Raw genomic sequence first — 25,686 nt, 5'->3', positions numbered from 1 at the left:
CTTTGTAAAGTTCTCACCATCAACAAGAATTAAAACAGGTGAGTGACTTATGAAAACAAGATTATCAACATTATCAGCAGCTTTTATCTCAATGGTTTCAACTAACGTATTGGCAGACCCTACACATAACGTAACCACAGTACCGATGCAATTGAATAAGTATGGTCACGTTTATGTATCAGCACAAATCAATGACCGCGTTGAGCAAGCTATGATACTAGATACTGCAGCGACGGCTGGAGTTATTCCTAAATCTTGGTTTAACGAGTTAAACATTGCAAAAGATAAACTATTTACAGAAGAAACCCAGGGAGCAGTTGGCAAGGTAACTTTAACTAAAGCTGAATTAAATAATACTCAAATTGCAGAGGCTCAAGTTAGCGACTTAGGGTATGTGGTGCAGGATATGTCATCCCTTGCTTTACCCGATGGAAGAATTCCAGGCATTATCGGCAAAGGCTTTTTAGAAAACTACTGCACTGTATTTGATTTTAAAAATAAACAAGTAACTTTTGCTAAAAATGGTTGCCCTAATGAGCTGGTCAGCGAATTGAAGGTTAGCGAGTTTTGGCTTGAAGATGGCATGATTAAACTAAATACTCGCTTTTCAGGTGAAATCATTGAGGCGATTTTAGATACGGGCTCTCCGGTTAATATATTAAATCCGGCGTTGTTGGCAAAAGTGGATACCGAGCAACTAGAGAAAAAAGAGCTAAAAGGTTTAAATAACCACGGTGTTACTAAGCAAAAGTTAGGCAATGTCAGCTTTCATGTTGGAGAAAACCTATTAACGAGCGTGAAAAATGTTGCCTCAGATTTACCGGTATTTCATGCACTAGGTTACAAAGATAAACCTGTGTTATTGATGGGTTTGTCAAACTTCACGAACAACAAATTGGTCGTTGACTACACAACAAATAAAATTTACTTCTAATATGGTGTTCAAGATATAAACAATCAGCCGTGTAACAAAACCAGACCTTATGTCTGGTTTTGTTTTTTGTTACGCCATTAAGTTTAATAGCAGCTGTTGATAGATATTATCTAACACTAAGATATCTTCAATTTCTACAGATTCATTAACTTGATGGATTGTTTTATTAGGAACACCTAGCTCAATAACTTGGCAGCCTGATTGAGCTAAAAATCGACCATCTGAGGTGCCGCCAGACGTTGAAAGGCGAGGGAAGCGATGACAAACCTGATATATCGCCTGTTCTGCTGCGGTAATCAACGAGATACTGTTATTGTTCGGTTTTTCAGTAAAATAAGGAATGCAGGGGCGCTGCCAAGTTAAAGAGAGGGTCAGCTCATCATTGATCATTTCATCAACGATTTGTTTGATGCGCTGCTCTACTGTTTCTTGATGGTATTTATGGCTGTACCTGACGTTAAAACTGACTTTTGCACTACCCGGAATTATATTATCTGTCCAAGGTCCGGTATCAATAGACGTTACTTGTAAACTTGAACCTGGGAAATCGACACTACCTTCATCCCAAGCTAATTCACTGAGTAAATAGGCGAGCTTTGCTGCACCGTGAGCGGCGTTTTTAGCGACATGAGGATAAGCAACATGGCCTTGCTTGCCCTGAATAACGATATCCCCTGAAATTGCACCCCTGCGACCAACCTTGATGACATCGCCGGTTACTTCAGAAGCCGTTGGCTCACCGACGATACACAGGTGTGGCATCAATTGCTGTTGTTGCAGATAGGCGACAATTTCTTTGGTGCCAAAGTCTGCTTCACCTTCTTCATCACTGGTGATCAAAAAGAAAAACTGATTGTTGACTAAATCTAGAGTTTCCTTTACTCGTGAAAAGGCATGCAACATGGTGGCAATACCACCTTTCATGTCGGCTATACCTCGAGCATAAATTTTTCCCTGATCAATCGTTGGCGTGAATGCTTGGTGTTTCCAGCGTGCTAAGTCGCCTGGCGGTACAACATCTGTGTGGCCGGCAAAGGCGATACGTTTGTCACCATGACCAATTTTTGCAACTAAATTACTTACACCATTTACGGTAAATTGATGGCAGCTAAAACCTAAACCTACAAGCTGCTCAGCTAAGTATTGCTGACAACCAGCATCATTGGGCGTTATTGATGGTTTACTTAATAGTGTATGTAAATGGCGATATAAAAGAGTCTGGCTAAAATCTTCACTGGTAGGTGTTCGTGTTATTGGTGAATAAGCAAGGCTATTTATCATTGATGTTTAGTTGGCCATGAATATTACTGATTAGTTTGCGAACACAATATGAATGACAGATGAAACTAGTGTGACAAATTCGCGACACTTTTTGTTTAAATTAAGTGGTGCGCGACAAAATATTGTCCTAAACCAATAGTAAAAACAAACAGGCCAAGTGCACTATGTTCAATAACAACGACAGCGGTTGATTTAGATTCGATAAAGCGAAAACTGAACAATAAACTGCCAATAAATGACAGTAATACCGCAACCCAATTACCGTAAATTAGATGTGCAATGCCAAAACTAACGCTCCCTAGTAAGGCTCGGTGTTTTTTCTTTTGAATAATTTTTTTATAACGATGAAAGAAAAAAGTACGAAAGACAATTTCTTGTGGAATGACCGATAAAATGGGGTAAAGCAATAACAGCAGCAGCCACTTATTAGTGTGTTCAAAGGGCAGCGTCAGGAGCTTATCAGGTAAAAACAATATCGTTAATAACAATAATACTGAAGAGGTTGCAGCAAAGGTTTTAACTAGGGGGTTGAGATCAGCTAGTTGCATTTTTTTCATGCGCTGCCAGTGCTTTTGTAAAATTCCTCGCCGATATAACAGCTGAGCACAACACAGGGCGATCACGACAATAATAGGAACAGCAAAAGCTCCAAGGTGCTCACGAAAAATAAACAGAGCCATTGGCAACAACCAAAAAATACCGAAAAACTCACACCAGCGTAACCACATAAGCCCCTCCCAATCACTCAAGTGTAGTTCATGGCAATTGTTATGTGACAAAACTTGTCAATTTTGTCTAAATTTTGTCATTTAACTTCAAAGATTGTGTCATGTCATTGTCATATAAAGGGGCTACTTTTTGTACTTATGGCGATGCTAGACAACATCTATCGAGCGGATCTCAGGCTTTTGCTTTGGTGCAGGAAGTCGAGATACTATCCGCAATTTATCTTAGCCGTTAGAGCCTTATCTAAAACGGGTGACGGTTACATGCAATTTATTTTTCCTGCAATGTACTGGTTGTTTAGTCCCATAACAGGTAAAGCATTTTTTATGCTGGCGCTGTTAGCATTTGCCATTGAGCGGCCGATTTATTATGTATTAAAAAATGTGCTCAAGCGCAGAAGGCCACCTGAGGTTGTGCCCGACTTCACGAGTATTATTAGAGCATCTGATCAATTTAGCTTTCCATCTGGACATACCATGGCAGCGTTTTTATTGGCTGGATTGGCCGCCATGTCGATTGGGGTAGCTGCATTTCCACTTTATATTTGGGCATGCCTAGTGGCCGCGTCACGCGTGATATTAGGGGTGCATTTTCCTTCAGACACAATTGCAGGTGCCTTGTTAGGTACTTCAATTGCCTATGGTGTAGTGACTTTATGAAAATACTTTATGGTATTCAAGCAACGGGAAATGGCCACATTTCTCGCTCTAGGGTGATGGCAAAATACCTTAAACAACACAAGGTGGATGTGACGTATTTATTCTCAGGTAGAGAGCAAGAAAAGTTGTTTGATATGGAAATATTTGGTGATTACCTGTATCGCCGAGGTTTGACATTTTCAACGTCTGCTGGGCAAATGAACTATGTTAAAACACTGTTTACTAACAATGTTTTTGGTTTTATTCGTGATATTTATTCGCTTGATGTCAGTGAATATGATTTGGTGATTACAGATTTTGAACCCATCACAGCATGGGCTGCCAAGCGCCAAGGGGTTAAATCTTTAGCAATTGGCCATCAATACGCATTTGGCCCCAATACCCCAGTAGCTGGCGAAACGTATATAGCGCGCAAAATTATGCAACACTTTGCTCCTGCTGAGCAGTCGTTTGGTTTACATTGGTCAAAGTTTGACGAAAACGTTTTACCGCCAATCATCGATGTTGAATTAGAAAAAACGGAAAACAATGGACCGATTTTAGTCTACTTGCCGTTTGAAGATCAGCACTATGTCACTGAAGTATTAAACGAATTCCCAGAATTTCATTTTGTTCAGTATTCACAGGAGCTAGACAATAGTCAGCTTGGCAATGTGGACTTACGTAAAACTTGTTATGAAGGCTTTAAAGCGGATTTAAAGCGCGCCAGTGGTGTGATTTGTAATAGCGGTTTTGAACTAAACAGCGAATGTATCCACTTGGGCATCCCAATATTAACCAAACCTATCAGTGGGCAAATGGAGCAGGAGTCTAATGCTTTAGCGCTTAAACAACTTGGGCTTGGCGAAATCATGAGCGACATTGAACCAAACAGGATTGAACATTGGCTAAAACATTTACCGACTCAGCCAAGACGAAAAACACCAGATGTTGCTAAAGAAATTGTTAATTGGTTAGTTAATGAGCCCAAAGCCAGTGCAGGTGAATTCTCACAAAAGCTGTGGCGTTCTAGTTAGTTTGTTATTCACTGCTTAAAAATCATTCATATTTTTTTACATTTTCGAAAACCCTATTCAAGCCCTTATCCATTAAGGGCTTTTACTTTATTTTTTAGCTAAATCGTCAATAAGAACTATTTTTTGTGTTTTGAGTTACTTGTGTTTTGGTGTGTTGGTGATGTATAACACTGTTAGGTTGTTTATGATGGAAGAAGGATATGACAATACACTGGCAAGACGATAAGCCGATATACCTGCAATTATATCAGCAGGTGGTATTGAGGATTATCGATGGGCATATTAAAGAGGGAGAAGCATTGCCTTCTGTTCGTAAAGTGGCAGCGCAATATCAGCTAAACCCATTAACAATTTCAAAGGCGTATCAAATGTTGCAGGATGAAAACTTAGTTGAAAAACAGCGTGGCAAAGGTTTGTTTGTCAAAGAAGGTGTGCAAGAGCTGATGTTAGTGCGTGAGCGAGATATCTTTTTAACCGAGCAATGGCCTCAAGTGTTAGCGCAAATCAATCGTCTTAAATTGTCTGCTGAACAATTGTTATCAACCAAAGGAGAAGCTTAATGGAAAATTTAGTTTCACTTAAAAAGGTGTCTAAACAGTATGGTAAAAAAGCTGTTGTTGATCAGGTTGATTTAACAATAAGCGCAGGACAAATTGTGGGTTTAGTAGGCCCAAATGGCGCGGGTAAAACAACGTGTTTACAAAGTTTACTTGGCTTAACTGACTACGACGGTGAAATTGACGTATTGGGGTTTGAACCAAAGTCGCAACGCACAGCCATGTTAGAACAAGTAGCCTATATCGCAGATGTTGCCGTTTTACCAAAGTGGATAACTGCAAACCAGTTACTCAGTTACATGGAATCTATACATCCTAAATTTAGCCGCGAAAAAGCTGAATCATTTTTAGCAAAAACCAATATTGGCTTAACTAGTAAAGTCGGGCAGTTATCTAAAGGTATGGTGGTGCAACTACATTTAGCATTAATTTTAGCAATTGATGCGCAAGTGTTAGTTCTAGACGAGCCTACGTTGGGTTTAGATCTATTAACAAGACGTCAGTTTTATAGTCACTTACTGGAAGAGTTTTACACTGAAGAGAAGTGTATATTAATCACGACTCATCAAATTGAAGAAATAGAGCACATTTTAACCGACGTCGCCTTTATTCAAGACGGCAAAATTGTGCTTGCAGAAAGCACAGAGCACATCAAAGAAAGGTTTAAGTTAGTTGCGGTTTCACCTGAAAATGAGTCACAAGCTAGTTCGCTTAAACCTCTCACTTCAAACAGATTAATGGGTATAACCACCATGTTATTTGATAATGCCGATTCTTCAGCATTATCCGGGGTCGGTAAAGTGTCAACGCCAAGTTTGGCTGACATCTTTGTTGGTGTGATGGCCAAGGAGGTTTATTAATGAATATTTCAATGATCAAAGCCAATATTCAAAAGGAAATATGGGAATATAAAAAGATATTTTTATATGTACCTGTTGTTATAGCTGCCATTTTGATATTGGCACCTATCATTAGTTATGCCTTGAGCGAACCTATGGTTTTTCAACATACAGGCTCCTTTGACAATATACCCGAAGAGCAAATTAATGAGCTGTTTACAAAGTTATCATTTGGCTTTATCGCCATTTTATTTGCGCCATTTTTAGTTGTTGCTTTTGCTGTTCAGCTTTATTACTTCACCGCGTGTTTATTTGATGAGCGCAGAGATAACTCGGTATTGTTTTGGCGCTCGTTGCCTGTTTCAGATGCACAAAGTATTGGCGTGAAAATGCTTGTTGGTGCCATCATTTTACCAGGGGCTTTTTTGTTGGCTGCAACCATAATTGCCATTATCTATATGTTGTTTGCTGCCATGGGCGGAGTAACATTAACTACAGGGCAAGAAATAAATTTGTGGAGCGCCTTTTTCTCAGGAGGTTGGATCAGCAATATACTGTCATTTTGGGTATCGTTAGTGTTATTTGCTGTCTGGTTATTCCCTGTTTACGCTTGGTTTATGTTAGCCTCAATGTACGCGAAAAAGGCGCCATTTTTATGGGCGGTTCTTCCGGTAGTGCTTGTGTTGGTAGTTGAAAGTATCATGGTTTATCACTTTAAAGTCATGGACCCTTTCTTTAGTAAAATGCTGTTTAACTACTTTGATACTTCAGCAAATATCGCGGCGTTTCATTCGGGCACGGCAAATTATAGTAAGGCTATTATTAATTTAAACTTAGATAAAATAAGTGCATTGGGTGTGTTACTAGGTGCAGGCTTTATGTTCGCGGCCCACTGGCTAAGAGTTAATCGCAGTCACTAAATAGAAAGTATCCACCATTCTAAAAAGCCAGGCTCAATCAGTCTGGCTTTTTTCTTGGCTAATTAAGAAACAATTAATATTGAAGAAAAACTTTATCTCCAAGGGTTGTATTAATTCGACGAACTCTGTAGTTTAATTATTGAACTAATTAGTTATTGGCAACAAGGAATATGGAATATGTTGAAATTTAAAATATTGTTAGGAACATGTGGGATTGTAGCGCTATCTGCTTTCGCGGCAGTACATCAATGGCATATTTATACTTATTATGCAGATGCCTCAATGTCGGTTGAAGTCGGTCAAAGAATAACGTCATGCGGAACGATTAATGATAGAGTAGAAGGTCAAACAACTCCTTATTATAAAATAGTATCAGAAGACTGCGACTCTGTTCCAGGGGACCAAGACTATTGTAGCGAACCCCAAAATGTTATGTTACCAGCTTGTAACATTGAGTGGCCACCGAGATAAATATTCGAAGGTAAATTCGATAAATATTAAGCCAGACTGATTGAGTCTGGTTTTTTCTATCTAAACAAAACTTTCGTCACTTGGGTAATGACCTTGTTCGAGATGAACTTTAACGCGCCCTGCAACGTAAAATAAAGTCTTAATATTTTTGGTATAACAATGATTAACGGCTAATTATGATGTTATCGCACGAATGTGAATCTAGAATTATTGAAATGGCCTGGGAAGATAGAACTCCATTTGAAGCCATTAAATTACAATATGGTTTATCTGAGCCGCAAGTTATAGCTTTTATGCGTACTAAATTAAAAACAAACAGTTTTAAATTGTGGCGAAAGCGTGTTGCTGGTCGCACAACCAAACATACAAAATTGAGAGACCCAAATGTGATAAGGGCCTATTGTAAAACGCAATATAAACATAGGTAGAGTTGCTATGGGGAAGGCTGGTTATGGAAAAATCACCAGCCTTTGATTTGTAATTTCACTGTCTTACAAGAAAGTGAAATTAAGAACGGTTAATACTAACGCCATTAAATATTTATTAGATTTTAGCTTTGCTTTTACATTTGGCTGGCAATTTCAATAAGCACTTCTTCTAGTGCTTTGGCGTGCACTTGAACATCATCAATAAATGACATATCCATAGCATCGATTTTTTGTTGTAATGCTTGAGCAGCCACTTCGTGTTGCTTCATTAGGTCTTGATTAACTTTTGATAAATTTGCTAGCTTATCTGCCATGCGCTGTAGCGAGTTCATGTCGATGTTATTTTCGTTTAAAGCTTCTCGAGCCTGTTCGACGCTTTCTAAACCGCTATCGACAAATTGTGCTTTGCGAGATACTTGCTCGGCTAGTAGGGTTAATTCCTTTTCTTGCTTATCAAAGGCTCTTTCCGTGGCATGAAGTTTCTTTTCTATGGCGGAAATTTTAGCTTGTTGTTCAGGTGTTAAATCTTGCCACAAAATAACTTTGCCATTGACAACATAACGTTTGTCGTTGTCGTTTAACGCGCGATGAATTTGTATATGATTTGGGTTATGTTTGTCAGTATAGGCAATATCAGCTTGAACTGGATTTGTTGTTACAGCCAACAGTCCTAAAATTGTTAAGGCACTACCAGCAGCTAAAATCATTTTGTTTACTATTAAATTTGTCATGTTCCCCTCACTGAACTTATGTCATTCCTTTATTAAGTCGTATCAAATAAAAAAATAGTTTGAAAAAACTTAAATTTTTTTGCGGGGAGATATCTTTAACTTTGGTATCGCGATGAAAAGTGTGTCTTTATGTTGCAGTGATGTCATAGTTTTTTCAAACTATGACATCGATTTAGAGTGTCGAGCGCAGGCTATTAATGGCAATTATGACCATCACCTTGTTTAGTGGCCGCTGAAATCTTATTGGATCGGTCAACCATAAAGATTAACGAACAGAAGTTGCCCGCTAAATGTGAAGAATAGGCCTTGTTGTACTCTAACACTTTATTGCCATCATCCATTTTTAGAAAGCTATCTGGGGTGCCGTATTTTTCAATAATGGCGCCTAATGGTTCACCGTGCCAATGTGACACACTTCCATTTGATGCACATGACGCAACGAACACCAAAGAAAAACAAACGGCTAAGAATTTTTTCATGGTACTTCTCACTGCGATTCTTGTTGCTGATAGAGTTGATTATAAAATGAACAGGTACGATGTGTAAATTATGTGTCTAAAGTTAAATAATTTGAAATAACTCGCTAATGTTCATAAATTTGAACAAGCAAGTGATGTTAAGAGAATAATTAGAACGATTTTAGATGGTTACAGAAGAGCTTAGGTTAAAAAGTCTTTATAGTTTTTAACGCCAAAATAGCGGATAGATTTTTTAACCTTCACTTTTTTGGCAATAAGCATATCACCACAATAGATTTTAACTATTTGCTTATCGCCATTTTGGTCGGTTTCAAACAAATGAGCTTGATTTAACCTTAGGTTATCAAACTCTGAGCGCATGATTAATTTCATTTACAGTCGATTAATTTCCTGGCTCACTTGATAACCTTGGTCGGTTACTATTTTTTCAAGTACAGCAACACGCTCTTCTAACACAGAGACTTGTTTTTTGAGTTGGATATTCTGCTCACTGTTTTTGGCATTATATTGCTGCGTTCTTTCTTTAAACTCTAAGTGTTTTTTGTACATGTCATACAAAACACCAAAACCTACAGAAATCAGTACTATCAGTACTACCATGGTTGTGCCTGTCATGGTTCTCTCCTAAGACATTAAATGTTGTAGTTCTTGTTTTGCTAAGTAATTATCCATAGTAGAGCGAAGTAATTTATAAAGCAAAATAGAACCATCAATTTCTTCTTTACGATTAGTTAAACTTTCAATGTTTAAACCCAAAGGTAATTTGTATGGCAAAACAGCATCTAAAATTTGTCGTAAACTGTTGGTGCAAATACGAATTGATTCATATAAAGGCTTTTCTGCATTTAAAATACGAAGGCAAGTTGCCTCTGGCACACTAACCCCTAACCAATCGATAAAGTCCAAGGTTTTTTCACTGCCACAGGGCGAAAAAGTTAAGATAATGCGTTGCGGTTTTAAGCCTTGTTTCTTACATTCAATGGCATAACGCGTCAACATATCAATGGTGGCTTGTGGATCGTAAATGGCTTGCGAAATAAAAAAGTTACAGCCTTGTTTATGTTTATCGATCAAGCGTTCGTGTTCGTTACCTTTGTTGGCATGTCGTTCTGCAATGGTTACGCCGCCGATAAAAAAATCGTGTTCATTTTCTACAAGTCTGCTATAGGCGTCTTTTAGCGGCAAAGTGACTTGATTGCGACTAGATGGACTACCAACTAATACAATATCGCGCACGCCGTAATCTTGCCAAGCTTCGTTTGCCCACTGATCAAAGGCTTCGCTGTCTGATTGCACTACACTTTTATAAGTAATAACAGGTCTTGAAGACTTTTGATTTAATAACGCTGAATAAAGTCTTGGATCATGTGTTGACTTAAAAGGGAACGGGCGTGGTTTTTTGGTACGAGAATCTTCATTTTGAATGTCATACACAATTAAACCGTCAAAGTCGATATCACTGACGCGTTCTAAAAGTTTGCTGGCGATGGCGTCCACTTGCTCTTGTGGTGTATCACTTTTAGGGGGTGTTGTACCAATAAAATAAACACCACGATTTACATCATTATATCTTGCTCTAAGCTCTGAACCTTGCTGCACGTTTAACACTGCTTCTTTCTATATTAACTTGCGGCTAATGATAACCTGATTTTGATGAAAAATCTTTGTTAACGCTATGAAGAAAAATAATAAATTATCACATTTATATTGAATTGAATTTTATTCATTCATATATCAATAGTTAATTGATTAAGAAGAGTATATTTTTGTGGTGAGTCAACTACGTAGTTTTTGCGTCATGTTATTGCTTTGTTGCGTTGTTGTCGCAGCCAGCATCACTGGGCAAAACGTATCAATTGATAAGCCTATTACCATTGAGAAAGCTGGCGTCGTACTGCAAGATTCGCCAAGTACATTGATGGCTGATGATCCGCATTTTTCATCAGATACTCTTCTTAAAAATGCCGCTGAGCATTTGTTGTATTTACTGCATTTACAACAGCTCGATGTATCAATAAGGTTGCACCAGCAACTACTTAAAACCGATACGAATTTTCCACTCTCTGATGTTTTTACATTTCTGCTAAATAAGCTACAGCTTTAGCAAAAGGCTTTATCACTTGCTGATTAACTCTTACTTAACCTTTTAACCCTTTGGTTTTTTGTAAGAGAGAATTGAGAAAATGTTGCTAGAAATACTTTTGGTGTTTGCACCATTTGTAGTATTTGTACTGTGCGCTATTGTAGGTAGATTACTTTATCGCGTGGCAAAAAAAAGAAAGGCCTTGGCTTTTGTGTTTGGTGTCGCGGTGCAAATGTTTTTACCTGATCCACAAGTGGAGAAAACCATTAAGATGATTGTTTCAGAAAAGAAACTACAAAAATCTGTGGAAAACGAAGAGGACAAGTAAATCCTTTTTATGTCTATCGCCAATGCTAAAACATTGGCAATTTCTCTGTTAAGCGATTTTAAGAGTGGAGATGACAGCTAAGATATCTTGTTTATTTTTTAACGTTTTGATCTGCTGAAATAATTGCTCGGCTTCAGGGTATTGTAGCTTTAAATAACGCAGCCATTGTTTTAGGCGACTAGAAAAATAAAAGCTTTTGTCCCCTTGTAACTCTAACTCTGCATAGTGTTGTAATAGCTCACAAAGTGCAGGCCAAGACATTTTTTCTTCAGTGCCTTTTAGTACATTGGCTAAATTTGGTGTTGCCAAGGCTCCTCGACCTAGCATTAAGTTGCTGGTTTTTGCCTCTAACATACATTGCTGAGCTGAGGCCAAGTCCCATATCTCACCATTGGCGCATAAAGGCATTTGGGTTTTATGCTTGATATTACCGATATGTTGCCAGTAAGCAGGTGGGTTATAACCGTCACGTTTTGTACGTGCATGTATGGTCAGTTCTGATGCTTTTGCTTGTTCAATTGCATCGACTATTTCTTCAAACAAAGATGTGTCGTCAAAACCTAACCGTATCTTTGCTGATACAACTTGTTGACTAGGTACGGCTTGACGCACGGCACTTACAATTTGATAAATGGTTTCTGGTGTTTTTAATAACACCGCACCACCTTTACTTTTATTGACCGTTTTAGCGGGACAACCAAAATTTAGGTCAACACCATGAGAGCCAAGTTCAATAGCTCGCATGGCATTTTCTGCCATCCATTGCGGGTACTGGCCTAATAATTGAACTCGAACTGGCGTACCGTTTGTGGTTTTTCCTTGGTTATTAAGTTCTGGAGAGATCTTTTTGAAGATAGATTTAGGCACAACACCTTTTACTACCCTGACAAATTCTGTTATACACAAATCATATTGATTAATTGAGGTGAGTAATTCGCGCATCAATACGTCTGCTACACCCTCCATCGGAGCGAGAGTGATACGATTTACTTTAGAAAATTCAATGTTGTTTGTTAAGCACATAGACGTTTGTAAACTTCTTATCTATATTAAATTTCTGGAATGGTGAAATTTATCTGAAAACTTCAGGTCTAGATATTTAGAACCAATCACCGGATATGGTATCTATTTTTTAAAATAAAAGGAAAACATGATGAGTATGTCAAAAAAATCTACATTTGCGGCGTTAATTTCAGCGTTTGCTTTGGTTGCTGCGTTTTCAATGCCAGCGAGTGCTTCAAGTAATGTAAATCCATTTGAAGTTGCTGATGTGCAATATTCAGCTGGCCATAACCATGATGCAAGTCACTCGTGTGGTGAAGGTAAAGAAAAGAAAGACAAATGTGGTGAAGGCAAATGCGGCGAAGGCAAAAAAGGCAAGTGCGGCGAAGGTAAAAAAGGTAAATGCGGCGAAGGCAAAAAAGGCAAATGCGGCGAAGACAAAAAAGGTAAATGCGGCGAAGGCAAAAAAGGTAAATGCGGCGAAGGCAAAAAAGGCAAGTGCGGCGAAGACAAAAAAGGTAAGTGCGGCGAAGGTAAAAAAGGTAAAAAAGACAAGTGTGGTGAAGGCAAGTGCGGTGAGTAATCACTAAGCTTATAAAAAACCGCCAATTAAGGCGGTTTTTTTATGCTGGATTGATTAACCCGTAAATTAAATCATCACTCCATTTATCATTGTGCAAAGTATGTTGTTTCAGGTGAGCTTCACGTTCCATGCCCAACTTTTCCATCACTTTCCAACTGCCGATGTTCTCAGCCATACAAATTGCAACAACTTTATGGACATTCAAGGTATTAAAAAGAAATTCAACTAAAGCTTGGCCTGCTTCAGTAATAACACCTTGGCCTTGAAAGTCAGCATATAAAATATAGCCCAATTCAAATCGCATCGAATTTGCACATTGCACTTTAAATCCGATAGTGCCTAATGCATTACCGGTTTCTTTACACACGATTTTATGTGTATGCCAGTGGTCAGGGTTTCCCGTCCATGGCCCGATATTTACTAGAAACTTGGCCCTAAGTTCATGTTCAGGCTGAACCGGACGAATAAAGTGCATTAATTCACTGTTATTCTGCAAATCGAAAAATAATGGCCAATCGTCAGCGTCAAGCGATGTGATAGTAAAACGCTCTGTGTGTATCGTTCTCTTTTGATTTATCAGATCAATTTTCATTTTTTACCTTGAATAATGCGTTTATTACAAGCATATAGTAATTACTTACTCAAGGATACGGAGATTTAATGATGAGTTTAACTGTTGCAGTTACAGGTGCTAATAGAGGTATCGGCTTAGCGTTAACTAAAGAATTTGTACAAAAAGGTTATACGGTATTTGCATTATGTCGAAATGCTTCCCCTGCACTAGAACAATTGAATGTTAAGGTAGTTACAGGCGTTGATGTGGCTAGTGAGCAGGGTTTAAACACTATGGTTGAAGCCCTTGCTGGTGTGAAAATTGACATTTTAGTGTGTAATGCTGGTATTTTACGTGACGAACAACTCGGTCGTTTAAATGTCGATACCATTCGTGAACAATTTGAAGTTAATGCACTAGCACCATTATTAGTGGTGGAGCGTTTGCAGCATCAGTTAGTTGATGGCGGTAAAGTGGCGATGATAACGTCACGCATGGGATCTATCACAGATAACACCTCGGGTGGCCGTTACGGCTATAGAATGTCTAAAGCGGCATTAAACATAGCCTCGGTTTCACTAGCGCAAGATCTTGCACCAAGAAATATTGCTGTTGGTATTTATCATCCAGGTTATGTTCAAACAGATATGGTAAACATGGGCGGAGATATCAGTTCTACCATGGCGGCAGAGAGAATTACAGGGTTAATCGATAGTTTATCTATGGATACCACTGGAGTATTTAAACACTCAAATGGCGAAACCTTACCTTGGTAGCCAAGTCATTGTCTGACAAACATATTCGCATCTGGCAAACCGTTCAGCAAATACCAATGGGTAAAGTTGCAACTTATGGCCAAATCGCTGATTTGGCCGGTTTGCCCGGTCGAGCTCGGCTTGTTGGCAAGGCCCTTGGCCAAGTTCCTGATGGAGGATGGCAAGGAAAGCCAGTGCCATGGTTTCGAGTGATTAATTCACAAGGTAAAATCTCACTACCGCTGGCAAGTGATGCTTTTAATCGTCAACGTACAATGCTTCAAGATGAAGGCATAGTTGTGATTGGCGCAAAAATTAGGTTGCAAGATTTCCAATGGCAGCCTGATATCACTGAATTGTTATTTAAATTATCTTATTAGTATTGTTAAATTCCAACAGCTCTGACAAAAATAAGAGCCTTCTCATTGGTAAACCTCACTATAAAAATTGCTATTCGATCACAAGTTAACTTGATCAATCTCAAGATAAGGATGTATGAAATTTCTTCTATCTCAACTATGCTTAATACAGTTTTGAGTAGATTGGAGTTGTTGTGTGAGTAATTTTTCACCAGTGTTAGAGGGGGATTGTGATCCACAGCTAAATATTTTGTATCACGAGATTCGTGCCGGGTTAGGGTGTAAAACTTTACCGAACTGGGTGACTTACTTAGGCAATAACTATATTAATTTGAAGTCTATCTGGGTTTTTTTTAAAGAAGTGACTACGTCAAAAGCATTAAGTGGTTTACTCAAAGAGTTGATTGTTTTTGCTGTATCTTATAAATCAGGCAGTAGCTATTGTGCTGAATTTCATGCCAGTGAAGCGATAAAGTTGAGTTCAAATTTGGACTTTAACCAATTGAAAGACATTGTTGATGGCCAGAGTAATGGATATATACCTGACAGATATATAACGGCAATTACATTTGCTGTTGCACATTCACAAAGTAAGTGTAATTTAACTGATGAAGGTTACAACGCTCTGTTGGAACAAGGCTTTGAACATGAAGAAATTCAAGAGATCTTTAGTTTATGTGCTCTTGCGCTAGCTTTTAATTCATTCACTAAAGGAATGAATATCCCTATTGATAAGTCGCATAAAGTTGAAGGTTTTTGTGTTTAATCGGGAAAGTTTACGAGTAAATCGCTAATCACTCATAGAAACAAATTAGGTGATGCGGTGCTTAGTCACAACCTAATTTGTTTGTAATGTTGACAGTCTTATTGCCATAAATTTATGGCGAAAACTACAAGCTAGAAGTTCTTCCACCATCAACAGGTAGGTTTATACCTGTTATATACCCTGCAGAAGGAGATGCTAGGAAGGCCGCTGCGGCAGCAAATTCCTCAGGCAGCGCAAATCTTCTCATTGGAATATGTGACTTTTCTAACTCTGTTGCTTGCTCAATAGTGATATTTTGCTTTTTGGCCTTACCAGCAATAATTGCATCTAATCGTGCTGTAGCAGTAGCACCGGGCAGTACATTATTGACGGTAATACCAAAAGGGCCTAATTCGTTGGCCAAGGTTTTTGCCCAACTTGCCACTGCGCCACGAATGGTATTGGAAACCCCTAAATTTGGCAGAGGTTGTTTAACTGAGGTTGAAATCACATTAATAATACGGCCAAAGCCAGTAGATTTCATGTGTGGTATTAACGCTTGCACTAAGTAATGGTTAGAAATCAAATGCAGTTGAAATGCATCGGTAAAGGCATGTACTGACGCTTCATTGGCTGGCCCTGGAGCTGGACCACCGGTGTTATTAATTAAGATATCGTAAGTTGCCCCATTAGCAATGGCACCGCAGATGACTTGATTGACTTGCTCTGGTTGGCTAAAGTCAGCAACTAATACTTCGTGTTTTTGCCCTTTAGTGGTATCAAGTTCTTGTTTTACTAGCTCTAGTGCTTGTTGGTTGCGAGAAAACAGGGTGACGCTGGCACCTAAAGAGGCTAATTCAATAGCACAAGCCTTACCAATACCTTGGCTGCTTCCACAGACTAATGCGCTTTTACCTGTTAAATCTAAATTCATGATGACACTTACTTTGTTAATTGTTTTTTGTCATTTAATCATATTAAAAACAGGCTGCAAAATTAATTGTTCTTATCTTTTTATGCTATCGGGCTGAATGAATTAATTGTTATCATCTGTTTTATCTTTAGCTCATGTTTAAAATTTGATGATAAAAAATTGCCCAGCTGGCATAGACATAATTGGTAAAGGAACGCCGCTCGTTTTTTTACATAGTTCGTTAAGTACAAATAAACAGTGGTTAATGGCAATCAAAGTACTATCGGAGCACTTTACTTGTATCAATGTTGATATTTGTGGTTATGGTCGAGCACCAGAAGTCTTTGACAAAAAGCACTACAGCTTTACTGATGAAATTGACCGTATTAAAGACACTATTGAAGCTATTGGTCTTGCTCAACAACCTATCCGATTGGTCGGCCATTCCTGTGGTGGTGCTATAGCTCTTGCTATGGCAGTGAAATTACCTGAACAAATAGCGGGTATCGCTTTGTTTGAGCCTGTAGCTTTTCATTTACTTAAAGAGGGATGTACCTCGCACTATCAACAAATTCATGACTTCGCAATGCACTTGAAAAATATACCGAATGATCAGGCGGCGCAGGCTTTTGTTAATTTTTGGAATCCAGAAGGTTTTTTCCAAGCGCTCCCTGATAAAGTTCAACGGCAAATGGCCAATTACATGGACAAAGTGCATTTAGACTTTCAAGGTATTTTAGCTGAAACTTATCAGCTTCATGATTTGGCTAGCATAACATGCCCAGCTCTAGTGATGGTGGGAAAACATACTCAGCCTGTCAGCAAAGTACTAAGCAATGAAATATGTCAGCATTTGCCAAATGCTCAGATGGTTGAATTGTCAGGTGGTCATATGGCGCCCATTAGCCATGAAGAGCAAGTAAGTAAACAACTTGTCGCTTTTTTAAAGGCATAAAAAAGCCCGGTGGTTGACCGGGCAAAAAGGAAAATCTAGAGAAAACCAATTAAAGTTGTGTTTAGTTTGTTTTGTTACCCTCTAACAAGCTTTTGCCGTTTATCGCAATTTGACGAGGTTTTAGTGCTTCTGGAATTTCTCTTTGTAAGTCAATGTGTAATAGACCATTTTCCATAAATGCACCAACAACTTTAACATGGTCACCCAGTTGGAACTTACGTTCAAAACTGCGTTCTGCTATGCCTTGGTGTAAAAACTTTCTTTCAGTTTTATCTTTGTCAGCTGCTTTAGTACCTGTAATAACTAGGTTATTCAGCTCTGAGTTGATGGCTAACTCTTGTTCAGCAAAGCCAGCAACTGCCATAGTAATTCGGTATTGATCTTCCGCCAACAACTCAATGTTATATGGAGGAAAAGATGATTGTTTGTCCGCTCTAGACGCTTTGTCTAAAAGACCTGCTAAGTGGTCAAAGCCAATAAATGAACGGTATAGTGGGCTAAAATCTGTAGTAGTACGCATAATTCATATCCTCTTTTAAGCAATATGGTGAATACGGTTGATGAAATAGTTGCTCGATTATATTCGCCGCGTCTATTTGCGTATCAAAAACCGTGTTTAGTATGCCTTTCATCAAGAACAGGCGGTTATATTGTAGTCCCATCAGGCGACTACAATATAAAAGATGAGGACAGTGAAATTTTTTTCAAGAATAAATTTAAAAAAAATTTTGAAATATTTTTAATTGGTTGAAAAGAAAGGAAAAATATTTCCTTTCTTTTTTGTGGAATTATTGTGAGACTGGCGCTGGCTGCTGATTTAATTCATTTAAAGCCGCTAATGCTTGTTGATAATCAGGATGATTTGAAATTTTTTCTACCAGTTCTTTATAAACAACTTTACCTTCTGGATTAATGATAAAAATAGCACGGGTTAGTAATCCCATATCTTTGATCAGTAAACCATACTTTGTACCAAAATCACGCCATACAGCGTCAGAAAGAACCTGAATTTGTGTGACATTTTCTGATTTACAAAAACGCTTTTGCGCAAAAGGTAAATCGTTACTGATAGTTAACATAACAGTATTATCACCAGTGTTAGCTATTTCATCGTTAAATCGTTTAGTTTGTAATGAGCAAACGCCAGTATCTAAACTAGGAACAACAGAAATTAAAATATTTTTGCCATTAAATTCGCTCAATTCAATCGGGGCAAAGTTTTCGTCAACGACTTTAAAGTTAGGAGCATTTTGTCCAACTTCAACTTGCGTGCCAAGCAAAGTGACATACTTTTCACCTGCTTTAACAAGAGAGTTGTTTTCAGGTAAAGAATTATCTAAAAGCGTGTTCGCTATCGCGCTAACAGATGAAAGCATTAAAGCTGCACATAGTAGTTTTTTCATGGTATTCAGATCCATCGTAAATGAAAGCCCAAGATTACCTTTGGCAAAGAAAAATAGCCAATAAATAGTGTTTTTTTTATATTTTATCTATTGTTAACTTGTATTATGCTTAAATGATAATGCTCAATTTTACTGAGCAAATAGCGCACAGTTTTTCCACCACAAATAAGACGAGTTAATCTATGTCCACACCCCTATTAATTTGTGATGATTCTAATATGGCACGTAAGCAGGTGGCTAAGTCGCTACCAGATGGTTGGGATGTTGATATTAGTTTCGCGACCAATGGGCTTGAAGCAATCGAGTTAATAAAACAAGGAAAAGGGGATGTCCTGCTTCTCGATTTAAACATGCCAGAAATGGATGGCTATGAAGTACTCGACGCAATAGTTAAGCAAGATTTACCTACTATGGTGATTGTTATTTCAGGTGATGTGCAACCTGAAGCTCATCAACGTGTTACCAGTATGGGAGCGCTTGATTTCATCAAAAAGCCAATCAACAAAAGTAAATTGTCAGATATTTTAAAAGCTTATGGCATTTTTTCGGGCGAGCAATCCTCGGTAATAGAACAAATTGCTAAAGCGGCAACTGAAGAGGTTAAACCTAGTGTTCAGCCCATGCCGGTTGTTGAAACCCCTGTTAGTATGGCACCCGTTACTAAGGCTGAGCCAGTCATTGAACAAGAAGACCAAGCGCCACAGCTTGAAGCACTCGATCCCGATTTACGCGACTGTTATCAAGAAATCGCCAACGTTGCAATGGGGCAAGCAGGGGACTTACTGGCGAGATTGTTAGACGTTTTTGTCTTGCTACCTATTCCTAATGTTAACCTGATTGAGGTGAGCGAGCTTTCCATGGCGTTGTCTGCGGTTGAAGCTCATGAAAGTACTTCTGGAGTTTGTCAGGGCTTTATTGGCGCAGGTATTTCCGGCGAAGCATTATTGATATTAAATGATTCAAGCTTTAAAGATGTCGCTTCATTAATGAACTATCAATATGAAGTTGATGAGTCTACTGAATTAGAACTGTTAATGGATCTAGCTAATGTTTTGATTGGGGCCTGTTTAAAAGGGGTGTCTGAACAACTAGATATGCCGTTTAGTCAGGGGCATCCTGTAGTGTTGGGTCAGCATCGAAAAATATCAGAGTTAATTGCGACCAATTCGACAAAGTGGCGTCGTACATTAGCTATCGAAATTAGCTATAACATTGAAAATTATCCTATTAAATGTGATTTGTTATTGCTATTTACCGAAGCTTCAATGCAAACCTTAAACAACAAAATAGCTTATCTTCTGGATTAAATTATGTCGTTAGAAAGAGAACAACTAAATGAATTACACTGGTTGATGGAAATGCTCCACACCATAGATGTAGGTTTAGTGGTATTAGACCGTCAGTACAAAATCCAGATTTGGAATGGCTTTATGGAAAATCATAGCGGTTTGTTACCACGAGAAGTGAAAAATGAGCTGATTTTTGATTTGTTTGAGGAAATTCCGAAAGAGTGGTTTATTCGAAAGTCAGAATCGGTTTTTGCTCTGAAAAACAAGGCGTTTACCATTTGGGAACAACGACCCTATTTGTTTCGTTTTCAAAACTATCGTCCGATCACAGGTACAGCAGATTACATGTACCAAAATACCACTTTTATTCCTTTGATGTCGTCTACAGGAGAGGTCACTCATCTTTGTTTGATTGTTTATGATGTCACGGATAATGCAGTGCACAAGTTGGATTTAGAAAGAGCCAATCAAGAATTAGCTCTATTAAGTCAAACCGATGGTTTAACTCGTTTATTTAACCGAGAACATTGGGAACGCTGCATGCAGGCAGAATACAAACGATGGTCGCGCAGTAATCATGCCAGCAGCTTGGTCATGATCGATATAGATCATTTTAAAAAGGTCAATGATAGCTACGGCCACATGGCTGGCGACGACGTTATTCGAGACATTTCTCGCTTGATTCGCCAGCATGTGCGTGAAACGGATGTTTCTGGCCGCTATGGCGGTGAGGAGTTTGCTATATTGTTGGCTGATACTGATCTAGACAACGCACAAATATTTGCTGAAAGGTTACGCCAAGAAGTTGAAAAATCAGTAGTCACGCACAATGACATTGAAATTAAGTATCAAGTGAGTATGGGGATTGCGGAAGTAGATCCAAGCATTAAAAATTATGAAGCTTGGATTGAATGTGCTGATGCTGCGTTGTACCGTTCAAAACAAACAGGACGTAACAAAATTTCTTGTCATCCTAAGCAAGGATAGTTATTGGTCTAACGTATTCACTAAAAAAGGGCATTTAATGCCCTTTTTTGACTAATTTAATATTAATCTACTTTTTGTTTGCTCTGCGACTAAAACCTAAACCTGCTAAACCTAAACCAAGCAAAGCAATGCCTGTAGGTTCAGGAACAGAAACAACTTCAGTTGTAAAACTTACGTTGTCTAATACTGCACTAAAAAAGCCTGAATCATCTTCTTGTTCAAAGCTGATCCTAACAGTTTGATTAGCGTATGGTGATAGAATGGTGGTTAGATCAAAAGAGCGCGAATTAGGGCCCACTTGAGAAGAGCTATCGCCAGGGGCCGTTGAAAAAACTTCTGATATAAGGCTACCGTTGACATCCTCAATCAGCACTCGCCACTCTTGGTTTGGGTCAGACAATGGCACGTCGCTTCTAACTCTATCTTGCCAACTCAATGTAGCTGTAAGAAATGACCCGAGAAAAATATCTTGATAAAGGTTGTGAAAGCCCGGGCCTGATTGGGTTGTAGCTGCGTCAAAGCTTCCATCTATCGGTGATAATGAAGTAAAACCGTTAGGGACAAACGAACCATCGTTAATAGTCCAAGCCCCACTACCAGTATCTACAACATTCCAGCCAGAGAAGTCGCCAGTTTCAAAATCGCCATTACTAATATGCTCAATAAGCCCTGCATTAGCTGAACTGGCAAACAATAAAGCTGCCCCCAAAACAAATAACTTTTTCATTGCTAAATCCTTTTTTGTTGTATTAATAAAGTTTCTCAGCAAACTACATGCCTATGTTTCTATGTGTTTGAACTTATGTGCTTTTATTTTTATATTTTTTGAATGAGTAAGTTAACTGTAAAAAAAACTGACTGTTTATTAACCATGATTTAAATGAGAAATTTTTAAATCAAATCTAAATTTATATGTGCAGTAGCAGTATATAGTTGTTTATTTTTGTAATTTAAACATTAACTTTGGCTAAACTTGAAGTTAGTTTACTGACCATATTTTTTTATTTTGCTGAATTGTAAACTTAGAGAATGATTTGCCTGACTGGTCTAGGTGACTACACTTAGGGTTAGAAATCTTATCTGTCAATTTCATGGGGTAGTATGGTAAATCGCATAGAAGAGGAAAATGCCAAATTCAAAGCGATAGTAAGCTCTATTTCGGAATGTATAAAAAGTGTCGATAAAAATTACTGTCTAGTTGACATGAATGCCACAGGGTTGTCGCTTATTGGTGCCAATTGCTTGTTAGATGTAAAAGGTAAGTCTCTGCTTGATCTCATTGTGCCTGAGCACAGGGAATCATTTAAGCGCGGTGTTGATAAGGTATTTAATGGCGAGACTATCGATCAAGAATTTGAAATAGTGTCTTTTGATGGCACTAGACGTTCAATGCATCAAACGGCAGTACCGTATTACAATCCCGAAAAACCAGACGAAGTAATAGAGATGGTAGCGGTTACAAGAGACGTAACGGTAAAGAAGAAGCAAGAAACAACGCTAGCTCAATTAAAAAGAAATGAGTTAATCAACTCTTTGTCTGCGGGAGTAGCACATGACTTTAATAATATTTTAGGTGTTATTGCTGGAAATAATGAGCTGATCTCATTGAGGAACGTCAATCCTGATATTGAAAAACCTGTGTTAAGTATTGCCAAGTCAATCGAGCGTGCTAGAAACCTCACCAATAAGTTACTTAAGTTTTCGAAAGGATACCAAGGTGCAAATACACTGGCACCATTTAGTGAAATTATTGCTGATATGCAACAGCTCACAGAAGAAGTTATTCCGAGTAATATCGAAGTAAATTGGAACGTACAAGACTGCCCCTCATTAACTTTAAGTAAACATGACTTTGAAGATACCTTGTTAAACCTGTTGCTCAATGCAACACATGCAATTGATAAACATGGAACGGTTAACATTAATGTAAGTGAAGTTTCTGCATTAAACAAAGATGAATATTTTGTTTTACAGCCCTCTGGTGCAAGTCGTTACTTGCTGATAGAAGTTGTTGATGATGGTATTGGGATAGCACCTGAGTTGATCGATGACATATTTTTGCCGTTTAAGTCGTTTAACAAAAAAGAACAAGGCAGTGGCTTAGGATTAGCGATAGTCTACGGTTATCTAGCCAGTCAGCAGTTTGGCCTTTCAGTTAGGTCAACACAGGGAAAAGGAACGGTATTTAGTCTTTGGATCCCCTATAACAATGAGACATCAAAGCAGCAAGCCGAGACGATAGAAACACCTACTAATGAAACTGCCAGTGTTTTACATATTGTGTTAATTGATGATGAAACCGAGTTGTTAGAAACCACAGCTGCTTTACTTGAACTAAAGCATCATCGTGTAACTAAGTTTTCAGTAGCAGCAGAAGCTGTGAGCTTTATAGAACGGAATAAAGATAAAATTGACCTGATCATCACTGATGAAATAATGCCGGGAGAAATACAAGGCCACAATATTTTGGAGCGTTTTAAAGGAGAAATTCCCACGGTGTTAATTACTGGGTATGCGGAAAACGACAAAATGAAAGGGCTACAAAATTTTATCGTAAAAAAACCTTATACAATTGACCACCTACTGAAAAAGGCCAACTTAGTTATCGGTGGCTTTTAACCGTTTTAGTGTTTTTGTCTGTAACGTCAACTCGATAAAAAGGCGCCAAAAAAGGCGCCTTTTTAACAAGTTCATTCAATAAAGACTAAAAGCCACATTGTTTACCTTGGTTTTTCTCTTTTAACCATTTATGAAGTGGTGCAAAGTAATCTAAAATAGCTGTCGCATCCATTTGCTCGCTACCCGTTAATACTTTATACGCTTCTTGCCATGGTTTGCTTTGACCCATTTCTAACACAGTATTTAGCGCTTGACCTGCTTCTTTGCTGTTGTAGATTGAACAGCGGTGAATCGCTTCCTTATTACCTGAAATTTCACACAATGCTCTGTGGAATTCAAATTGTTGAATATGAGCTAAGAAATAGCGAGAGTAAGGAACACCACCAGGCACGTGATATTTTGCACCTGGATCAAAAGCGTCTGCAGGGCGTTCAACCGGCGCAGCTACACCTTGGTATTTCTCACGAAGTTCCCACCATGCCGTGTTATAGTTTTCAGGTGTAATTTCACCTGAATAAACTTTCCAGCGCCATTGATCAACTAACAAGCCAAATGGAATGAAGGCAATTTTATCCAATGCCATTTTCATCAGTAAGCCGATATCTTTCGATTCATCTGGAATACTATCAATCAAACCAATTTCTTTAAGGTATTTAGGTGTTACTGATAAGGCAATCGTGTCACCAATGGCTTCATGGAATCCATCGTTAGCACTTCCTTGATAAAACACTGGTTGGTTTTTATAAGCACGCTGGTAGAAGTTATGACCTAACTCATGATGAATAACGTTAAACTCTTCGCCTGTTTTTTGGATACACATTTTGATGCGAATATCATCTTTTGCGTCTAAATTCCAAGCGGATGCGTGGCATACAACATCACGGTCTTGTGGTTTAACAAATAATGATCTTTCCCAAAATGTTTGAGGTAATGGTTCAAAACCAAGTGATGTAAAGAAGTGCTCCGCACCTCTTACCATTTTGATTTCGTCGTAGTTATGTTTTGCTAGTTGCTCTGTCACATTGTAACCAGGATCAGCATCTTCAGGTGCAACTAAATCGTATATGTTGCCCCAAGTTTGTGCCCACATATTACCAAGTAAATGTGCAGGAATTGGTTGATCAGCGGGTACTTTATCTTCACCATATTTATCTGCAAGCTTGTCTTTAACATAACAGTGTAAGTCTTCATAAAGTGGCTTAACTTGGCCCCATAATCGATCAAGCTCTTTAGCAAAATCATCAGCTGGCATATCATAGTTTGAACGCCACATAGCGCCTAGGTCTTTGTAACCTAAACCACGAGCCCCTTCGTTGGCTAAACTCGATTGTTCGATGAATAATGGTTTCATGTCTGGGCTAACCGTGCGCCATCCTTGCCACATTTCTAATAGCTCATCATAGTCACGAGACGTCGCCATCGTGGCAGACATTTGACCTAAGCTTAATTTCTCACCATCTTTTGTAGTGTATGTGCCTCGACCATACATGCTGTTAAGCTCAGAGCCTATTTGCGCTAGTTTAGCTGACTTTTCTGAATCTTGCGGTGCTGGCATCACTAAACTTTGTTTTAAGATGTTAAGTTTTCTGCGTTGATCAGCTGTAACATCTACATCGTCAAACTTTGCTGCTTCCATAGCGAATCTTACACCAGCTTCTGTTGATTTTTGATCAGCAGCAGCTGCTAGGGCATTGGTATCTTCAGTAATGAAGTTTGAATTAATCCATGCGGCACGAGCCCCTTCAATGCCCAGTTGAACCATTTCTTTTTCAACTTGATTTAGGAATACTTGAGCGTCATTTGCCGTTAGCTTTTTTTCTGATTTTTCAGTGTTTTGGCAGGCAGATAGTGAAGCCATTACGCACAAAGCAATAGCTGTTTTTTTTATTGTCAGTTTCATAGCAGGCCTATGTAAATGTGTTGTTAAACAGGCCTTAGTATAAAAGATGAATTGAAATATTTATAGCGGCAATAAAAAAGCCCGGCATTTAGCCGGGCGAAAAAATTCATGAAACATAGAACACTCTCTTTTTCAATACATTCCCACTATTGAAAATTCATCCTTAAGAGT

At 38.5% G+C, this 25,686-nt stretch carries 31 protein-coding genes; 17 read left to right on the top strand and 14 right to left on the bottom strand.

The genetic code is table 11. The features are described from left to right. Window positions 1–49: 49 nt before the first annotated feature. Window positions 50–934 (top strand): aspartyl protease family protein, encoded by an 885-nt coding sequence (locus IE199_RS14125; protein WP_189771724.1) that lies wholly within the window; start codon window positions 50–52, stop codon window positions 932–934. A gap of 69 nt (window positions 935–1,003) precedes the next feature. Here the strand turns inward: IE199_RS14125 and dapE are convergent, their stop codons facing one another. Continuing rightward, window positions 1,004–2,215: a succinyl-diaminopimelate desuccinylase gene (dapE, locus tag IE199_RS14120; protein WP_189771722.1), complete on the bottom strand. Its 1,212-nt coding sequence runs from the start codon at window positions 2,213–2,215 to the stop codon at window positions 1,004–1,006. 95 nt (window positions 2,216–2,310) lie between these two features. Further along, window positions 2,311–2,943 (bottom strand): CPBP family intramembrane glutamic endopeptidase, encoded by a 633-nt coding sequence (locus IE199_RS14115; RefSeq protein ID WP_189771715.1) that lies wholly within the window; start codon window positions 2,941–2,943, stop codon window positions 2,311–2,313. A 138-nt stretch (window positions 2,944–3,081) separates the two neighbouring features. Here IE199_RS14115 and IE199_RS14110 point away from each other — a divergent pair, with 138 nt between their 5' ends. The 6 genes from IE199_RS14110 to IE199_RS14085 all read left to right on the top strand — a co-directional run bounded on the left by IE199_RS14110 (window position 3,082) and on the right by IE199_RS14085 (window position 7,831). Beyond that, window positions 3,082–3,600, top strand: coding sequence for a phosphatase PAP2 family protein (locus IE199_RS14110; RefSeq protein WP_229854736.1), 519 nt, complete (start codon window positions 3,082–3,084; stop codon window positions 3,598–3,600). Then, window positions 3,597–4,616 carry an MJ1255/VC2487 family glycosyltransferase gene (locus IE199_RS14105; protein WP_189771713.1) on the top strand — a complete coding sequence of 340 codons (1,020 nt, stop codon included), beginning with the start codon at window positions 3,597–3,599 and terminating at the stop codon, window positions 4,614–4,616. The genes IE199_RS14110 and IE199_RS14105 overlap by 4 nt, the downstream gene beginning before the upstream one ends. 200 nt (window positions 4,617–4,816) lie before the next feature. Continuing rightward, window positions 4,817–5,176: a GntR family transcriptional regulator gene (locus tag IE199_RS14100; protein ID WP_189771711.1), complete on the top strand. Its 360-nt coding sequence runs from the start codon at window positions 4,817–4,819 to the stop codon at window positions 5,174–5,176. Beyond that, entirely contained in the window at window positions 5,176–6,033 is an 858-nt protein-coding gene (locus tag IE199_RS14095) for an ABC transporter ATP-binding protein (protein WP_189771709.1), read from the top strand. The genes IE199_RS14100 and IE199_RS14095 overlap by 1 nt, the downstream gene beginning before the upstream one ends. Continuing rightward, window positions 6,033–6,932: a hypothetical protein gene (locus IE199_RS14090; RefSeq protein WP_189771707.1), complete on the top strand. Its 900-nt coding sequence runs from the start codon at window positions 6,033–6,035 to the stop codon at window positions 6,930–6,932. Before IE199_RS14095 ends, IE199_RS14090 begins: the two co-directional genes overlap by 1 nt. A gap of 650 nt (window positions 6,933–7,582) precedes the next feature. Next, on the top strand, window positions 7,583–7,831 hold the full coding sequence (locus tag IE199_RS14085) for a TIGR03643 family protein (RefSeq protein WP_229854749.1): 249 nt from the start codon (window positions 7,583–7,585) through the stop codon (window positions 7,829–7,831). A 134-nt stretch (window positions 7,832–7,965) separates the two neighbouring features. Here IE199_RS14085 and IE199_RS14080 read toward each other — a convergent pair whose 3' ends face one another. From IE199_RS14080 to IE199_RS14060, 5 genes are all read right to left on the bottom strand, one after another. Further along, complete coding sequence (locus tag IE199_RS14080) at window positions 7,966–8,562, bottom strand: hypothetical protein (protein ID WP_189771704.1); 597 nt, start codon at window positions 8,560–8,562, stop codon at window positions 7,966–7,968. Between the two features lie 194 nt (window positions 8,563–8,756). Further along, window positions 8,757–9,041 carry a hypothetical protein gene (locus IE199_RS14075; RefSeq protein ID WP_189771702.1) on the bottom strand — a complete coding sequence of 95 codons (285 nt, stop codon included), beginning with the start codon at window positions 9,039–9,041 and terminating at the stop codon, window positions 8,757–8,759. 180 nt (window positions 9,042–9,221) lie between these two features. Further along, window positions 9,222–9,413: a hypothetical protein gene (locus tag IE199_RS14070; RefSeq protein ID WP_189771700.1), complete on the bottom strand. Its 192-nt coding sequence runs from the start codon at window positions 9,411–9,413 to the stop codon at window positions 9,222–9,224. Beyond that, window positions 9,414–9,656 (bottom strand): hypothetical protein, encoded by a 243-nt coding sequence (locus tag IE199_RS14065; RefSeq protein WP_189771698.1) that lies wholly within the window; start codon window positions 9,654–9,656, stop codon window positions 9,414–9,416. A gap of 9 nt (window positions 9,657–9,665) precedes the next feature. Then, a complete protein-coding gene (locus IE199_RS14060; RefSeq protein ID WP_189771696.1) occupies window positions 9,666–10,640 on the bottom strand; it encodes a hypothetical protein in 975 nt (324 codons plus the stop codon). A 172-nt stretch (window positions 10,641–10,812) separates the two neighbouring features. On the opposite strand from IE199_RS14060, the gene IE199_RS14055 reads away from it, so the two are divergent. Both IE199_RS14055 and IE199_RS14050 read left to right on the top strand, forming a co-directional pair. Then, window positions 10,813–11,145 (top strand): hypothetical protein, encoded by a 333-nt coding sequence (locus IE199_RS14055; protein ID WP_189771694.1) that lies wholly within the window; start codon window positions 10,813–10,815, stop codon window positions 11,143–11,145. A gap of 79 nt (window positions 11,146–11,224) precedes the next feature. Then, window positions 11,225–11,452, top strand: a complete 228-nt coding sequence (locus IE199_RS14050) for a hypothetical protein (RefSeq protein ID WP_189771692.1) — start codon at window positions 11,225–11,227, stop codon at window positions 11,450–11,452. A gap of 48 nt (window positions 11,453–11,500) precedes the next feature. Here the strand turns inward: IE199_RS14050 and dusC are convergent, their stop codons facing one another. Beyond that, entirely contained in the window at window positions 11,501–12,475 is a 975-nt protein-coding gene (dusC, locus tag IE199_RS14045; protein WP_189771689.1) for a tRNA dihydrouridine(16) synthase DusC, read from the bottom strand. A gap of 136 nt (window positions 12,476–12,611) precedes the next feature. Here dusC and IE199_RS14040 point away from each other — a divergent pair, with 136 nt between their 5' ends. Then, the gene (locus tag IE199_RS14040; protein ID WP_189771687.1) at window positions 12,612–13,037 is read left to right on the top strand and encodes a hypothetical protein; all 426 of its coding nucleotides are present in this window, start codon (window positions 12,612–12,614) and stop codon (window positions 13,035–13,037) included. Window positions 13,038–13,077: 40 nt separating this feature from the next. Here IE199_RS14040 and IE199_RS14035 read toward each other — a convergent pair whose 3' ends face one another. Next, window positions 13,078–13,629, bottom strand: a complete 552-nt coding sequence (locus IE199_RS14035; RefSeq protein ID WP_189771685.1) for a GNAT family N-acetyltransferase — start codon at window positions 13,627–13,629, stop codon at window positions 13,078–13,080. Between the two features lie 68 nt (window positions 13,630–13,697). On the opposite strand from IE199_RS14035, the gene IE199_RS14030 reads away from it, so the two are divergent. The 3 genes from IE199_RS14030 to IE199_RS14020 all read left to right on the top strand — a co-directional run bounded on the left by IE199_RS14030 (window position 13,698) and on the right by IE199_RS14020 (window position 15,470). Then, window positions 13,698–14,366: an SDR family oxidoreductase gene (locus IE199_RS14030; protein ID WP_229854734.1), complete on the top strand. Its 669-nt coding sequence runs from the start codon at window positions 13,698–13,700 to the stop codon at window positions 14,364–14,366. Beyond that, on the top strand, window positions 14,360–14,725 hold the full coding sequence (locus tag IE199_RS14025) for an MGMT family protein (protein WP_308436243.1): 366 nt from the start codon (window positions 14,360–14,362) through the stop codon (window positions 14,723–14,725). Before IE199_RS14030 ends, IE199_RS14025 begins: the two co-directional genes overlap by 7 nt. A 175-nt stretch (window positions 14,726–14,900) precedes the next feature. Beyond that, a complete protein-coding gene (locus tag IE199_RS14020) occupies window positions 14,901–15,470 on the top strand; it encodes a carboxymuconolactone decarboxylase family protein (protein WP_189771682.1) in 570 nt (189 codons plus the stop codon). Between the two features lie 124 nt (window positions 15,471–15,594). Here IE199_RS14020 and IE199_RS14015 read toward each other — a convergent pair whose 3' ends face one another. After that, window positions 15,595–16,383, bottom strand: coding sequence for an SDR family oxidoreductase (locus tag IE199_RS14015; RefSeq protein ID WP_189771680.1), 789 nt, complete (start codon window positions 16,381–16,383; stop codon window positions 15,595–15,597). Window positions 16,384–16,531: 148 nt separating this feature from the next. Between IE199_RS14015 and IE199_RS14010 the strand changes: the two genes are divergently transcribed. Further along, window positions 16,532–17,317 carry an alpha/beta fold hydrolase gene (locus tag IE199_RS14010; protein ID WP_268245323.1) on the top strand — a complete coding sequence of 262 codons (786 nt, stop codon included), beginning with the start codon at window positions 16,532–16,534 and terminating at the stop codon, window positions 17,315–17,317. Between the two features lie 61 nt (window positions 17,318–17,378). Here the strand turns inward: IE199_RS14010 and IE199_RS14005 are convergent, their stop codons facing one another. Both IE199_RS14005 and tpx read right to left on the bottom strand, forming a co-directional pair. Further along, on the bottom strand, window positions 17,379–17,837 hold the full coding sequence (locus IE199_RS14005) for an Hsp20 family protein (RefSeq protein WP_189771676.1): 459 nt from the start codon (window positions 17,835–17,837) through the stop codon (window positions 17,379–17,381). A 268-nt stretch (window positions 17,838–18,105) separates the two neighbouring features. Further along, entirely contained in the window at window positions 18,106–18,720 is a 615-nt protein-coding gene (gene tpx / locus IE199_RS14000) for a thiol peroxidase (protein WP_229854730.1), read from the bottom strand. A 182-nt stretch (window positions 18,721–18,902) separates the two neighbouring features. Here tpx and IE199_RS13995 point away from each other — a divergent pair, with 182 nt between their 5' ends. Together IE199_RS13995 and IE199_RS13990 are read left to right on the top strand one after the other, a co-directional pair. Beyond that, window positions 18,903–20,027, top strand: coding sequence for a response regulator (locus IE199_RS13995; RefSeq protein ID WP_189771672.1), 1,125 nt, complete (start codon window positions 18,903–18,905; stop codon window positions 20,025–20,027). Window positions 20,028–20,030: 3 nt separating this feature from the next. After that, window positions 20,031–20,996, top strand: a complete 966-nt coding sequence (locus tag IE199_RS13990) for a sensor domain-containing diguanylate cyclase (protein ID WP_189771670.1) — start codon at window positions 20,031–20,033, stop codon at window positions 20,994–20,996. Window positions 20,997–21,063: 67 nt separating this feature from the next. Here IE199_RS13990 and IE199_RS13985 read toward each other — a convergent pair whose 3' ends face one another. Continuing rightward, window positions 21,064–21,723: a PEP-CTERM sorting domain-containing protein gene (locus IE199_RS13985; RefSeq protein ID WP_189771662.1), complete on the bottom strand. Its 660-nt coding sequence runs from the start codon at window positions 21,721–21,723 to the stop codon at window positions 21,064–21,066. 374 nt (window positions 21,724–22,097) lie between these two features. On the opposite strand from IE199_RS13985, the gene IE199_RS13980 reads away from it, so the two are divergent. Further along, entirely contained in the window at window positions 22,098–23,615 is a 1,518-nt protein-coding gene (locus tag IE199_RS13980; RefSeq protein WP_189771660.1) for an ATP-binding response regulator, read from the top strand. An 85-nt stretch (window positions 23,616–23,700) separates the two neighbouring features. Here IE199_RS13980 and IE199_RS13975 read toward each other — a convergent pair whose 3' ends face one another. After that, entirely contained in the window at window positions 23,701–25,515 is a 1,815-nt protein-coding gene (locus IE199_RS13975) for a M2 family metallopeptidase (protein WP_189771658.1), read from the bottom strand. Between the last annotated feature and the right edge of the window lie 171 nt (window positions 25,516–25,686).

The organism is Thalassotalea marina, assembly GCF_014656435.1.
Lineage (GTDB): Bacteria > Pseudomonadota > Gammaproteobacteria > Enterobacterales > Alteromonadaceae > Thalassotalea_C > Thalassotalea_C marina.
The sequence above is the reverse complement of the archived record's forward strand: the minus strand, read 5'-3'. Positions and strand labels throughout refer to the sequence as shown.